We start from the raw sequence: 13,651 nt of genomic DNA on the forward strand, positions 1-13,651 counted from the left end.
CAAAAAACGGACATCGGTTGGTGCGCCATGCCAGTCGTGATCATGAGACCAGCTTAAGAGTGGCGCCCCACTCGATGCCCGACTACCAAATCGTTAACAATCGAATGTGCTACACCGGGCACGCCACTGTGGGCAAGCCTCGTCGCTCGTCAAAGCCAAAGACGATATTGGCGCACTGGACCGCTTGGCCCGCAGCGCCCTTGCACAGATTGTCGATGGCGCCCGTCGCCACCAGCACGCCCGCGCGTTTGTTGAACGCAAGGCCAATCTGGGCGGCGTTGGTGCCGACGACCGAAGCCGTCTTGGGCTGCTGGCCGGCATCGAGCACGCGCACGAAGGTGCGTCCAGCGTAGAACTGCTTGTAATAGTCGACGACATCCTCAAGAGCCAGGGAGTCGATGGCCTGCGGCGTGAGCGGCAGCGTCACCGTGGAGAGCAGGCCGCGCTTGAGCGGTGCCAGGTGCGGGGTAAAGACGACGCGATCGGTCAGGCCAAGGATTTGCTCAATCTCGGGCGTGTGGCGATGCTTGCCCACGCCGTAGGCCTCCAAGTTCTCGTCGGCGCTGCAAAAATGCGTACGAGCGTTGCAGGACTTGCCGGCACCCGTCACACCGCTGATGGCATCAACGATCACGGGGCCGCTCTGGGCAACCCAGCCAGCGCGCACGGCGGGCGCGGCGGCAAGGCTCGTTGCGGTGGGATAGCAACCGGCGCAGGCGACCAACACGGGCTTTCCGGTGGCATGGTCGGATGCGGCGGTCTCCAAATCCTGGGAGAACAGCTCGGGCAGACCGAAAGCGCGGGTCTTGAGCAACTCGGGGCTCGTGTGCTCGGCGGCATACCAGGCCTCAAAGGTGGCTGGATCGCTCAGGCGATAATCGGCCGAGAGGTCAATGCAGGAGACTCCCGCGGCAAGCAGGGCGGGCACCTGAGCCATGGCAGCCGTGTGCGGCACGGCCAAAAATACCGCGTCGCAGTTCTTGAGTTCGGGGGCATCATGCGTCGTGAAGACAAGATCGCTTACGCCGGTGAAGCTCGGGTACACCGCAGACAACGGCTGGCCGGCATCGGCGTTGGACGTAATGGCAACAAGTTCAAACTCGGGATGGCCGAGCACGAGGCGAATGAGCTCGGCTCCGGCATATCCAGCCGCGCCGACGATTCCAACCTTCAAAGACATATCAGACTCCTTGTCTGCGATTTATGCACCGATGCGCATTTCGCAGCGGTCGTTATGAAGTGGGTTGAAACTTTAGCACCAAAAGATGCATTTACACGTAAATGGCTTGCATATTCATGCATTGAAACATTCCCGACACATTCGCTTGAAGGAATTGACAAATAGAGCGGGCCCCGTATTGACCGGCACTCCTTACGGTGCCGGGCAACACGGGGCCCGCCCATGCGAAAACTAAGTTGTTAGGATGAGCCAGCTGGCTAGAGCTCGACCGGCACCCATTCGTCGTGATTGCAGATAAAAGCCTCGGGATCTTCGACGCTAAAGAAGACGAGCGTGGGGTCGTTAGGCCCCTCATAGTGCTCGCCCAGGCGCTCTAGATGCTTCCACCCGGCTTCGCGCATTTCGTCTAAAGCCCGGTCATCCAAGCCGGCACGCCCGCGCAAGATGAGCCAGCCATGGCCCGGCCACCAACTCGTGGCCTCAAAGCGCTGGTTTTGCAGCAGTTCCTGCCACACATCTTTAGTGCGCGCTGTCACAAACCACAGCTTGCCGTCCTGAATCTGTGCAAACGAGAACGGACGCACATGTGGCTGCCCGTCCACGCTCGTCGCCAAGTACCACGCCGGCACCGACGTCAGATACTCCAACACCGTATTCAATCCGTCCACGTTTCCTCCTGTACTAGCCAGTTTGAGAGCCTGGTTTGTGTGAGCTAAAGCTCCAGGCGCTCCTCGCTGCCGTCGATATCACAGAAGCGGGCGGCGATATTTCGCACCGAGAAAAACGCAAGGCGACCGTCGTTGGCACTATCGTGTTGCTCGCCGATGCCCACCATGTGCTTAAAGCCGGCTTGGCGCACCCGGTCGCTCACGACCGCGTCGTCCTCGAGCGCGGCCTCGCCGGTCAGCACGATCCAACACTCCCCCGGTTTCCAACCCGAAACCTCAAACTTGGGGTTCGCGCTGAGCTCGGCCCACACGTCCTTATCGCGCGAGGTGCAAAACCACAGCTTGCCATCATCGACCATGGCAAACGAGAACGGCCTCACGCGCGGCTGATATCCGTCCGTCACGTCGATCGTGGCGAGATACCACGCCGGAATACGCCTAAGATACGAACAGGCGCGCTCGAGCTGCGCCGTGCGATCGTTGTCGGTCATAGGGACCCCTTTCCTGCGCTCGAATCGCGCCTAAACAAGTTGAAGATTGATGACGATGACGCAGATGAGCAGCAGCGTCGTCACCACCGCTGCCAGCGCATCCCCGCGGCCAAACGCAAGCGTATGCAGGCGTGTGCGGCCCTGCTCGCCGTGATAGCAGCGTGCATCCATGGCGGCAGACAACGTTTCGGCATGACGGAACACACCCGTGAACAGCGGAATCGCCACACTGCCGAGCATACGCACACCGCCGAGCAGGCCTCCCGTCACGCGCGCGCCGCGACTCGCCTGTGCATCGGCCGTCTGCTTCATCTCGGTGGCAAACTGCGGCATAAAGCGCAGCGCGATACCCATGATCATACCGAGCTCGTGCGCAGGAAGTCCCACACGCGCAAACGGCGCGAGCAGGCGCTCAAAGCCCGCGGTGAGGTCGAGCGTCGGTGTGGTGAGCGTGATGGCACTCATACCAGCCATCATCAAGGTCAGACGGCACGCCATAAAGGCAGCGGAATGCAGCGAGCCCTCGCTTATCTGCAAAAAGCCGAGCTGCCACAGGATGCGCCCGCTCTGGTCGGAAAACAGGTTGAGCACCGCGACCACGATGACGATCGCCAGCAGCGGCGCCATCGATGACAGGACGCGACGAGCCGGCACCCGAGACACGGTATAGATCAGGACAACGAAGATTGCGACCGGGACCAGTCCGCGGAAGCTACTGACCGTGAGCGTCGTGATCAGAAACACAAAGCCCAAGAGCAACTTAGTTCGCGGGTCCAGGCGGTGGATTGCACTATCGCCGGAATAGTAGCTGCCAAACGAAAACGCCTCCATTAGCAGCCCTCCTCTCGCTCGACCGTCTTGGATTTAGCAATGTCCGCGACGTTAGAAGGACCGTCCGAGCGGCCGATTAGCAGGTCCACCAACTCGTCTGTCAGCGACTCAACCGTATAGAGGCCGTCAAAGCGCAGCGGCACGCCTGCCTTCGCAAGCGCCAGCGCCATGCGCTGGGCAGCGGGAACACCCAAGCCGATTGATTTAAGCTCATCGGCATGCGCAAAAACCTGAGCGGGCCTGCCCTCGGCAAATACCGTGCCCTCGTTCATTACGACGATACGGTCGCAGCAATTGGCCAGGTCATCCATGCTGTGCGAAACCATGACGACGGTCAGGCCCCCATGGTGAAGTCGATCGATGAGCTCCAGGAAATCACTGCGCGCCGCCGGATCGAGCCCTGCCATAGGCTCATCGAGCACCAGGACCTCAGGCTCCATGGCAAGCACGCCAGCAAACGCCACGCGCCGCTGCTGCCCGCCGGAGAGCTCAAAGGGGTTCTTGTCGCCCACCGTAGCCAGGTCGAGACCCACGCGCGCGAGCGATGACTCAACGCGGCGGGCGACCTCGGCCTGCGACAAGCCAAGGTTACGCGGACCAAATGCCACGTCCTGTGTCACGGTCTCGGCAAACAGCTGACGCTCTGGATACTGAAACACCACGCCGACCTTTGCCTTAACCGCGGCGGCATCTTTCTTGCTTGAAAGGTCGAGCCCCAGCGCGCAAACGCTCCCCTCCTGCGGGCGGATTAATCCGTTGAGATGCTGAACCAGCGTCGACTTACCCGAACCGGTATGGCCCGCAAGGCCCAAGAACTCGCCACGACGCACCGTCAGCGATACATCACGCAGTGCCCACGGACTGCTGGGGTCGTTGCCCCAGAGAGCCTGTTTGTTCGATGCGCCCTCGACGGCTGAGCGCTTGTGCCAACGGCGACGCTCGCGGGCGCTCAGCGAATAGCTATGCGAGAGATGCGAAATCTCGATAACGGGCTCCGACGCGGCCATCCCGTCGGCTGCAGAGGATGCATTGTCAAGCATACGAGAATCGGATGCGGAAGGCTGCACTGCGACGTCCGCCCCGCTCCGCTCGGCATAAACCTGTGCAATCTCGGCGACCATATCTGCCTCGCGCGCCTGCGCGCAAACGGGCACGCCCTTCTCACGAAGTGCCCTACCTAGACAGCACGACGCCGGCATATCCAGGTTGAGCTGCGCAAGTTCGTCTGCCCGCGTCAAGATTTCCTCGGGCGTACCGAGCATGGCAACGCGCCCCGCCCGAAACACCGCGACACGATCGGCCTCGGCGGCCTCTTCCATAAAGTGCGTAATCATCACGATGGTCATGCCGCGATTGTGCAACGCGCGGCAAGCCTTCATAAGGCCCTGACGTCCACGCGGATCGAGCATCGAGGAAGCCTCGTCCAATATGAGCACGCGCGGTTCCATGGCGAGCACGCCGGCAAGCGCCATGCGCTGCTTTTGGCCGCCCGAAAGCGCGTGGGTCTCATGGCGCTCAAAGCCCACCAGGCCCACGCCCTTCAGCGCCTCGCGTACGCGCTGCGCAATTTGTACCGATGGCACGCCAAGGTTTTCGGGACCAAACGCAACGTCATCTTCGACAAGCGTTGCCACCAGCTGGTCGTCGGGATTCTGGAATACCATGCCCGCGGTCGAACGAATGTCGTAGACCAGCTCGGGGTCGGACGCATCCATGCCGTTGATGCGTACCGTGCCCGCATCGGGTTGCAACAGCGCATTCAGATGCTTGGCAAACGTCGACTTGCCCGACCCATTGCCACCGAGGATGCAGAAAAACTCACCGTCCTCGATGTTCAGATCGACACCGTCGAGTGCCGACACGGCACCGTCATAGCTAAAGGAAACGCCCCGACACTCAATCATGCGCGGCCTTTGACCTGGTCCTTTTTAGGCGTGATGAGGTTGGAGACTGCTTTATACACCGCCAGCGTCAACACCGAGTTAAGCACGGTCTTGATAAGGTTGAACGGCAGTACGGCAGGAATCATGAGCGGGGCGATCACATCGACCGAGCCATACCAGAACCATACGCCAATGGTAAGGTTTGCGACCATAGACAGCGCTGTAGCGGCAATGACGCCGAGCACCAGGCCAATCACGGCACCCTTATAGGTGTGCATCTTCTGGTAAACGATAGCCGCGGGCAGAATATAGCCCAGCGTGGCAACCAAGTTCATAAGCGCGCCGACCCAGTCACCCGTGGTGAGCGCATGGATAACGATAGCCATAGCGGCAACAGCGGTACCGGCGCCGGGACCATACGCAAACCCGCACACCATCGCCGGCACCAGCGACGGGTCATACGTCAAAAACGGCGCCGAGGGAAGGATGGGTAGCTGCACATACATAAACAGGGCGCCCAAGGCGCACATCAGCGCCATGGTAACGAGCTGTTTGGTGCTCCACCTATTCGTGTTCTCAAAATGGATATGCTGCGACTGTTCAGACATAAGATCACCTGCCTCTTTCATCCGGACTCTAACCGTTGGTACTGGGATCTCACCAGTTCAGCCGGCATGCGAACCAACACACGCTCGGGTCGCGGACTCATCGGCTCGGTCGCAGACACCTCGCCTGCGCCACGGCACCCCTTTGGCACCGCCCGATTTACCGCCAGTGGGGAATTTCACCCCGCCCTGAAACAGCAATTGCAAGTGTAGCACGAGGGAAGAGAGGCGCAAGTACACCAAGGGTAATTTCTGGCGAGGACCAGTTGCCGCAACAACCGCGTTCCCCACCCATCCCAAAGTAACGCGCCTTTCGCGGCAAAGCCGCGAAACAGCGAAAGGGACACGTACTCCCATCAACCACGACTTTCTCCGCGAGCCGACCTCAAGGCCGTAAACGCAGGGAATCCGGGGGCGGGACGGGGACTTCTCTCCGGAATATTCCGCAGGACGCAAAGAGGCTCCGCAGCGCGAAGCGCGATGCGGAGCCTCTTTGCATGTCCGAGGACGTTCCGGAGAGAAGTCCCCGTCCCGCCCCCGGATTCCCGGTGGGAGTTCTAGACCTTGTCGGCCTTAGTACATACCGCCGCCCTGCTGACCAGCGGTAGCAGCAGCGATTGCGTCCTCAAGCTGAGTGTTCTTGGGCACATCGGAGACGGTGGCCTCGGTGATGAGGATCAGGCTGGCGACAGAAGCAGCGTTCTGCAGGGTGACGCGGCTGACCTTGACGGGGTCGAGGACGCCCATCTCGATCATGTCGCCCCACTCGCCGTTGGCAGAGTTGAGACCCTGGCCGGCGGGCAGCTCGGCGACCTTGTCGACCACGACAGCGCCCTCAAAGCCAGCGTTCTTGGCGATGGTGGCGACCGGAGCGGTCAGAGCCTTCTTGACGATGTCGACGCCGATCTTCTCCTCGGGGTCATCGATCTCGACGGCATCGAGCGCAGGAGCAGCGTCCATGAAGGCGACGCCGCCGCCAGCGACAATGCCCTCCTCGACAGCAGCGCGGGTGGCCTGCAGGGCGTCCTCGACGCGATGTTTGATCTCCTTGAGCTCGGACTCGGTAGCAGCGCCGACCTTGATGACGGCAACGCCACCGGAGAGCTTGGCCAGGCGCTCCTGGAGCTTCTCACGGTCGAAGTCAGAGGTGGTGTTCTCCATCTCGCCCTTAATCTGAGCGATACGGGCGTCGATGGCCTCCTTGGAGCCAGCGCCGCCGACGACGACGGTGTTGTCCTTAGAGATGGTGACGGACTTAGCGGTACCGAGCATATCGGCGGTGATGTCAGCGACCTTCACGCCCAACTCGTCCAGGGCAGCCTGGCCACCGGTGAGGACGGCGATGTCCTCGAGAATGCGCTTGCGGCGATCGCCGTAGCCCGGGGCCTTGACGGCGCAGACGTTGAGGGCGCCACGGATCTTGTTGAGGACCAGGGTAGGCAGAGCCTCGCCGTCGATGTCCTCAGCGATGATGAGCAGGCCACGGCCAGCGCGCTGGACAGCCTCGAGAACGGGCATGATGTCCTGAACGCTGGAGATCTTCTGGTCGGTGATGAGGATGTACGGATCCTTCATCACGGCCTCCATGCGGTCGTTATCCGTGACGAAGTAAGCGGAGACATAGCCCTTGTCGAACTGCATGCCCTCGACGGTGTCGATGGTGATGTCGAACGTCTGGGAATCCTCGACGGTGATGACGCCGTCCTTGCCCACGACCTCCATAGCCTCGGCGATCTTCTCGCCGACCTCGGGGTCACCGGCGGAGATGGTACCGACGGAAGCAATCTGCTCCTTGGTCTCGACCGGCTTGGCCTGCTTCTTCATCTCGGCGACGGCGGCGTTGACGGCCTTGTCGATGCCGCGACGGATGGCCAGCGGGTTGGCGCCAGCGGCGACGTTGCGCAGGCCGTCGTTGACGATGGCCTGGGCGAGCAGGGTTGCGGTGGTGGTGCCGTCACCCACGGTGTCGTTGGTCTTGGTGGCGACCTCCTTCACCAGCTGAGCGCCCATGTTCTCGATGTTGTCCTCGAGCTCGATCTCCTTGGCGACGGAAACTCCGTCGTTGGTGATGGTCGGGGCACCGAACGTGCGCTGCAGCGCAACGTAGCGACCCTTGGGGCCCATGGTGACGGTAACGGCGTCGGCCAGAGTGTTGACGCCCTTGGCAAGCTTAGCGCGGGCATCGGTGTTGAACGTAATGTTCTTTGCCATGGTAGATAATCCTCCAAAAGAAATGTGACTCGCGTCGCCGCTTCCGAGTCCTATGCGGCGGGCGCGTTCAAAGACGAATCAGAGATTCTGACGAGACTAGGCCTCGACGACGGCGTAGATGTCGTCGGCGCGCATCAGCAGATACTTCTCGCCGTCGACCTTGACCTCGTTGCCACCGAACTTACCGTAGATGACAACGTCACCGACCTTGACGTCCATGGGGATGCGCTCACCCTTGTCGTTGACCTTGCCGGCGCCAACGGCAACGATGGTGCCACGCTGCGGCTTCTCCTGAGCGTTGCTGGCGATATACAGACCAGAAGCGGTCTTCTGCTCGGCCTCGTCGGGCTTGACCAGAACACGATCTGCAAGCGGCTTCAAAGACGACATGCTTGTCTCCTCCTTTTTGGGCCGCGCGGTTATACCACGCGAATTAACCCTTTTTGTTTGCGTACGCGTTGAATGGTACCCACGAATGGCTGGTTATACAACACAGAGTCAAAAAATCTTATTTTTTGGCACTTAGATTTTCTGAATGCCGGGGGATAACTTAGCAGTGGCTCCCGTGTGGCTCCGGAGGCAGGTTAACTAATTCGAGCCCGGCATTCAGAAAAGTCAGTGCAGCAAAAAGGCGATGCGGATAGCGACATGGGCATGGTTTTCGTTGCGAGCACGGGTCCCCTGGGGAGCACCGTGCATTTTTGGGAGTTTTCAGCAGGCCGGGACAAATGCATACGCACCGGGCGCATCTAATTAGTCCCACGGTAGCCTTCGACCGGCGATTTGGGTCGGCAGACAGGCCTCGTCGAGACAAACAAGCATGCCTCGCGCCACGTCGGACCCCAAAATGACGTCGATCTCCGCAATGCTACCCGACTGCAGCGGCACCGGCAGAGCTCGCGGTGCTGAATACTCCGTTTTTTGCACGGCACGGGCGGGGGTACATCAGGATCATGAAAAATATCCCAGCCTTTTTATGCAATCTGTAATGGGAAGTATGCAAAACACCAAGAGATAGCATTGCTGGTGTCCAAATTGAGCGCGCAGGGCAGCGGCGCGTCCGCCCTGCGCCCAAATCCAGCAGAGCGGGGACGCTCCTAACAAATCCTCACCGGCAAACAAACGCGGCTCGAGCGTTATCCCAAAATTGGCTGCCCGAGCCGCGCTTAACGGTACGGCATGAATACTTAGCGCTCGTAAATCAAGTTACCTGCCAGGTAGGTTGCTTGAACCTTGGTAGCCTGGAGCTCTTGGGGGTCGATGGTGAGCGGGTTTTGGTCCAGGACTACCAGATCGGCGTATTTGCCGGGCTCCAGGCTGCCGAGATTTTGTTCGTCGCCCGCTGCATAGGCGCTGCCCAGGGTGTAGTTGCGCAGGGCTGTTGCTGCATCGATGCGCTCGCTCGGCAACCAGCCGCCCTCGGGCCAGTGGCTTTTGGGGTCCTGGCGCGTGATGGCCGTGTAGAGCACGTTCATGCTGGTAACAGCTGTTATGGGGCTATCGGTGCCGAAGGCTTGGCGAATGCCGCGCTGCTTATAGGTTGCGAACGGCCACATGATGCGGCTGCGCTCCAAGCCCAGGTCGCGCTCCGGACCACCCGGGTCGAGCGTGATATGGCAGGGCTGGCTCGAGGCAACCACGTCGAGCTTGCGCAGGCGGTCGATGTCCTCGGGCAAGAGGTTCTCCAGATGCTCAAGCGTGTTATGACCGTGCTGGGGCAGGCCGTACAGGTCGGCCGCTTCCTCGAAGATATCCAGCGCGGCATGAATCGCGCCGTCACCAATGACGTGGATGCGCACGGTGTGACCGCGCTCCGCGGCCGCCAGAACCAGTTTGCGCATGCGCTCAGCCGGAACCGTCAGACGGCCCTGGTCGCCCGGGAAGCGCGGATTGGTATAGGGCTCGGTGAGATATGCCGTGTGTTCGCTCGACACGCCATCGAAGAACTGCTTAAAACCAGGCGCCGAGAGCAGCGCGTTGTTCGCGTAGCGGGTCTGTAGCTCTTCCAAGCGCGATTGGTCATCCAGCAGTGTGGGGAATAGATGGGCTCGGATGCCCAGTTTGCCGGCTGCCTGCAGTTTGTCGTAGACGTCGTCGCGGATAAAATCGCAGCCCGGCATGGGCATGAGCGACATATCGCAGATCGAGGTGATGCCCTGCTCGGCCATACGCTTCATCTGGTCGGCGTAAGCGCTCGCGATGCGGTCCTCGCCCAGCCACTCCAGGCAGCGCGGTAGCAGCTGCATGGCAGCCGCCTCGTGAGCAATGCCCGTGAGCTCGCCGTTTGCATCCTTGTCGTAGCTGCCGCCCGCTGGCGGCTCGCTGTCGCGTGTGACGCCGAGCGCCTCGAGTGCGCGGCTGTTGAGCCAAAGCGTATGCCCGTCGCCCGAATACATAACGCAGGGACGATCGGGGAATGCCGCATCGAGCGACGCCTTGGTAGGATGCTCGGGCGGGTCCCAACGGTAGTCGCGCCAGCCCTGCGTCACAACCCAAGCGTCATCGGGCAGGTCCTGGGAAAACTCGAGCGCGTGCTGCACCAGCGCAGCCTCGGACGTGCCCATATCCATGAGCATGTACGGCGAGGAGCCGACCGAGGTATGGAAGAAGTGCAGATGAGCGTCATGGAAACCTGGGCAGACAAACTGCTCGCCGTAGTCGATAACCGGCGTGGCGGCAGGCGCGGCGGCAATCACGTCATCGGGCGCACCGACTGCGACGATACGGTCGCCTGCGATGGCAATCGCCAGCTCGCGGGCGGTATCGATGCCGTCTTGCGCGGTAAAGACGTTCTTGGAGCGGATAATCCGATCGATATGTTGCATGGGCATCCCCATCTCTGGCAGGAAATTCAACACCCCCGAGTGTACTCCCCCGCCCTTGTAACAAAACCCCAAGCGGCAAACGGCAACTTTACCAGCCCTAGCGGCAGGTGGCATACTGGAGAGAGCCTGTACGATTTTGCGATCAACCCAGCAAGGAGCAAATCGACCATGACGAAGACCAAGGCACAGCAGATTATGGCGGCGACCGAGGCTCGCGCGGCAGACGACGTCACCGCGGCCATCCAAGATATCGCTACCGAGTTTGAACCCTACATCATCAAGCAGCGCCGGCACTTCCATAAGCACCCGGAGCTGAGCCTTGCCGAGGAGCGCACGACCTCCGACATCGCCAACCAGCTCGACGCCATGAATATCCCCTACGAGCGTCCGCTCAAGACCGGCTTGGTGGCAACGCTTCGCGGTACCGCGCCGGATGCCTACCGCGAGGACGGCACGCCACGCCGCCGCATCCTGCTGCGCGCCGACATCGACGCCCTGCCCGTCACCGAGCAGACCGGCGAGGAGTTCGCCAGCGTCAACGAGGGCTGCATGCACGCCTGCGGCCACGACTGCCATATCGCCATGATGCTCGGAACGCTGCAAATCCTGCGCCATATGACCGACGACATCCACGGCGAAGTCCGCATCGTATTCCAGCCCAGCGAGGAAAACGGCCAGGGCGCTAAGCTCATGATCGGCACGGGTGTGCTCGACGGCGTCGATGGCGCCTACGCCGCGCACATCTGGAGTGAGGTCGACGCCGGCACCGTGAGCTGCGAGCCCGGACCGCGCATGGCCAATACCGACTGGTTCCGTATCGATGTACGCGGCACCTCGTGCCACGGCGCCATGCCCCAGCGCGGTCACGACGCCGTCATGGTGGCCGCAGAGATCGTCAACGCCCTGCAGACCATCGTCTCGCGCGAGATCAGCCCCTACGAGCCGGCTGTCATCACTGTCGGCGAGCTGCACGGCGGCACCGCACGCAACGTTATCGCCGGCACGGCCTACCTCGCCGGCACGGTGCGCACCTACGGCGATTCGACCCACGAGGAAATGCCGGAGCTTATGCGCCGCATCGTGGAGCATACCGCGGCCGCCTTGGGCGCCGAGGCAGAGCTCACCGACTACACCATCGCCAACTACAAGGTCGAAAACGACGCCGCCTCGAGCGAGCGCTGCCGTCATGCTGTAATCAAGTGCCTGGGCCCCACCGGCCAAGGCCATTATCGCGGCACGCTTTCGGGCGAGGATTTTTCGGAGTACCTGCGTCGCGTACCGGGCGTGCTCGCCTTTGTAGGTACGCGCAACCCCAAGATTGGCGCCACGTACGCCCAACATTCCTGCTTCTACAAGATCGACGAGACCGTGCTGGCCAAGGGCTCCATGGTGGCAGCCCAATATGCCATCGACTTTTTGGCCGAGCCCACGCAAGAGGAGCTCGACGGCCCCACGATCGCCGCGGTTGCCGAGACCAACCCCGACTTGGCCGCCAAGCTGCGCTCTGCCAAGGCAACGGCCGCTGAGGCGCGCGACGCCATGCACGATGCTCGCACCGCCCGCCATGCTGCAATCAAGGGCATCCACGATGCGCGGGCTGCCGCTCGCCACGAGGAGAAGCGCGACGAGTAGCCATCACGCCCACCCATAACAACCTGGCTAGAGCAAAGCGGGGGCGAACGTTATCTCAACGTTCGCCCCCGCTTATGTGTCGACCGCCTTTCTAGCGCGTCCTCCATCACGACAGGAAAGAGCGAAGGATGGTGAGCCAGCGTGGGGGTTCGAGGTGGATGATGTCGTCGGGGACTCCGGCGGGCGCATGGCCGCCAAAGAGTAGGCCGGCATCTACCGGATTGATGAGGCGCACGATCCATACGGCGATGACCAGCATGCACAACACGGTGACTGCAATGTCGACACCACGCTTTAGCTTGCTCGATGCCACCTCCTCGCGCACGAACGCGAGCACAAACGCAATCGGCACCACCCAAAACAGCGGATGGTAGGCAAAGGCCGCCGCAAAATCGAGACGCAGCGCCGCCAGCCACGCCCTCGTCATGCCGCATCCCGGACAAGGAGCGCCCGTCATCATTCGAAAAATGCAGCCGATATCGAGCAGGTAGAGCGCGAGCCAGGCGACAAAGAGCGCGCCGGTGCAAAAAAGGGCGCGGCGAAGGAGCTCTGCCGTGCCCCTATGTCCCTGGGAGCTGTTCACGCCGCCCTTATTGTTAGTCACGAGCGCCAAGGCGAGTGTTGTAAGCCGTTGCCATGGCATTGGTATTATTGATGATGATGTTCATAGCGAAGATGGGACCAAGGCCGCACAGGAGCGCGCCGAAGATCTGCCACAGAAGAACGGTGGTGCCGTTTTCCTGGAACACCAGGCCGTAGCGAGGAGCGTTGGCCTGCAGGCGGTTGCCAATCTTGTAATACCAGTAGTACGCGTAGAAGCCGCAGGTCACAAACGATAGAAGGATGAATTCCGCCAGACCCGGCGTGTAATCGCCGTCATCCTGACACAACGTGTTGACGTCGCGTGCCAAGCAATACAGGAAGTAGAACGAATAGATACCGCAGGTCACAAGAGAGAGCAGCAGCCAGCCGATCAGGCTGCGGTCAGCCTTAATGGGGCCATAGCCCATCGGAGCGGATGCGGACTGTTGGGCGTATTGACCGGTGTACTGCTGCTGAGGCTGGGGCGCGGGCTGAATAGCCTGGGCCGGAGCGGGCTGGGGCTGCGGGGCCGCAGCGGCAGAAGCGGCACCAACGGCGGATCCGCAAACAGGGCAGAATTTGGCATCATCCGAAATGGGAGAACCACAAGTGGGACAGAACATGAGCCTCTCCTTTTCCTAAGGCGTCGCACGCCTTCAAACCTTACACGTCTACGTTCTCAACAATAGCCGCGACGTTGTTGCGCAACATTGACCAATTTCCGAGAAATTTTGCTGCAACCG

At 61.2% G+C, this 13,651-nt stretch carries 12 protein-coding genes and 1 riboswitch; of the genes, 1 reads left to right on the forward strand and 11 read right to left on the reverse strand.

Annotated elements, in window-relative coordinates; translation table 11 throughout:
- Positions 1 to 109 precede the first annotated feature (109 nt).
- The 9 genes from argC to AAAX34_RS03100 form a co-directional block, all read right to left on the reverse strand.
- The gene (gene argC, locus AAAX34_RS03060; RefSeq protein WP_138339573.1) at positions 110 to 1,180 is read right to left on the reverse strand and encodes an N-acetyl-gamma-glutamyl-phosphate reductase; all 1,071 of its coding nucleotides are present in this window, start codon (positions 1,178 to 1,180) and stop codon (positions 110 to 112) included.
- A 257-nt stretch (positions 1,181 to 1,437) separates the two neighbouring features.
- Positions 1,438 to 1,848 (reverse strand): pyridoxamine 5'-phosphate oxidase family protein, encoded by a 411-nt coding sequence (locus tag AAAX34_RS03065; RefSeq protein ID WP_099432117.1) that lies wholly within the window; start codon positions 1,846 to 1,848, stop codon positions 1,438 to 1,440.
- 44 nt (positions 1,849 to 1,892) lie between these two features.
- Positions 1,893 to 2,339 carry a pyridoxamine 5'-phosphate oxidase family protein gene (locus AAAX34_RS03070; protein ID WP_349109917.1) on the reverse strand — a complete coding sequence of 149 codons (447 nt, stop codon included), beginning with the start codon at positions 2,337 to 2,339 and terminating at the stop codon, positions 1,893 to 1,895.
- Between the two features lie 30 nt (positions 2,340 to 2,369).
- Positions 2,370 to 3,170 (reverse strand): energy-coupling factor transporter transmembrane component T, encoded by an 801-nt coding sequence (locus tag AAAX34_RS03075; protein ID WP_349109918.1) that lies wholly within the window; start codon positions 3,168 to 3,170, stop codon positions 2,370 to 2,372.
- Positions 3,170 to 5,074 (reverse strand): energy-coupling factor transporter ATPase, encoded by a 1,905-nt coding sequence (locus AAAX34_RS03080; protein ID WP_349109919.1) that lies wholly within the window; start codon positions 5,072 to 5,074, stop codon positions 3,170 to 3,172. Before AAAX34_RS03080 ends, AAAX34_RS03075 begins: the two co-directional genes overlap by 1 nt.
- A complete protein-coding gene (locus AAAX34_RS03085) occupies positions 5,071 to 5,661 on the reverse strand; it encodes an ECF transporter S component (RefSeq protein ID WP_055252299.1) in 591 nt (196 codons plus the stop codon). The genes AAAX34_RS03080 and AAAX34_RS03085 overlap by 4 nt, the downstream gene beginning before the upstream one ends.
- A 5-nt stretch (positions 5,662 to 5,666) precedes the next feature.
- A riboswitch (FMN riboswitch) is annotated at positions 5,667 to 5,859 on the reverse strand.
- Positions 5,860 to 6,231: 372 nt separating this feature from the next.
- A complete protein-coding gene (groL, locus tag AAAX34_RS03090) occupies positions 6,232 to 7,869 on the reverse strand; it encodes a chaperonin GroEL (protein ID WP_006234938.1) in 1,638 nt (545 codons plus the stop codon).
- A 96-nt stretch (positions 7,870 to 7,965) separates the two neighbouring features.
- On the reverse strand, positions 7,966 to 8,259 hold the full coding sequence (gene groES / locus AAAX34_RS03095) for a co-chaperone GroES (protein WP_022094351.1): 294 nt from the start codon (positions 8,257 to 8,259) through the stop codon (positions 7,966 to 7,968).
- Between the two features lie 797 nt (positions 8,260 to 9,056).
- Positions 9,057 to 10,700 carry an amidohydrolase gene (locus AAAX34_RS03100; protein WP_349109968.1) on the reverse strand — a complete coding sequence of 548 codons (1,644 nt, stop codon included), beginning with the start codon at positions 10,698 to 10,700 and terminating at the stop codon, positions 9,057 to 9,059.
- Positions 10,701 to 10,862: 162 nt separating this feature from the next.
- On the opposite strand from AAAX34_RS03100, the gene AAAX34_RS03105 reads away from it, so the two are divergent.
- Positions 10,863 to 12,326: a M20 family metallopeptidase gene (locus tag AAAX34_RS03105; RefSeq protein ID WP_349109920.1), complete on the forward strand. Its 1,464-nt coding sequence runs from the start codon at positions 10,863 to 10,865 to the stop codon at positions 12,324 to 12,326.
- Between the two features lie 106 nt (positions 12,327 to 12,432).
- Here the strand turns inward: AAAX34_RS03105 and AAAX34_RS03110 are convergent, their stop codons facing one another.
- Together AAAX34_RS03110 and AAAX34_RS03115 are read right to left on the reverse strand one after the other, a co-directional pair.
- Positions 12,433 to 12,930 (reverse strand): DUF2752 domain-containing protein, encoded by a 498-nt coding sequence (locus AAAX34_RS03110; RefSeq protein ID WP_349109921.1) that lies wholly within the window; start codon positions 12,928 to 12,930, stop codon positions 12,433 to 12,435.
- Complete coding sequence (locus AAAX34_RS03115) at positions 12,923 to 13,531, reverse strand: DUF4234 domain-containing protein (RefSeq protein WP_349109922.1); 609 nt, start codon at positions 13,529 to 13,531, stop codon at positions 12,923 to 12,925. The genes AAAX34_RS03110 and AAAX34_RS03115 overlap by 8 nt, the downstream gene beginning before the upstream one ends.
- Between the last annotated feature and the right edge of the window lie 120 nt (positions 13,532 to 13,651).

The organism is Collinsella sp. CLA-ER-H4 (genome assembly GCF_040092395.1).
GTDB lineage: Bacteria > Actinomycetota > Coriobacteriia > Coriobacteriales > Coriobacteriaceae > Collinsella.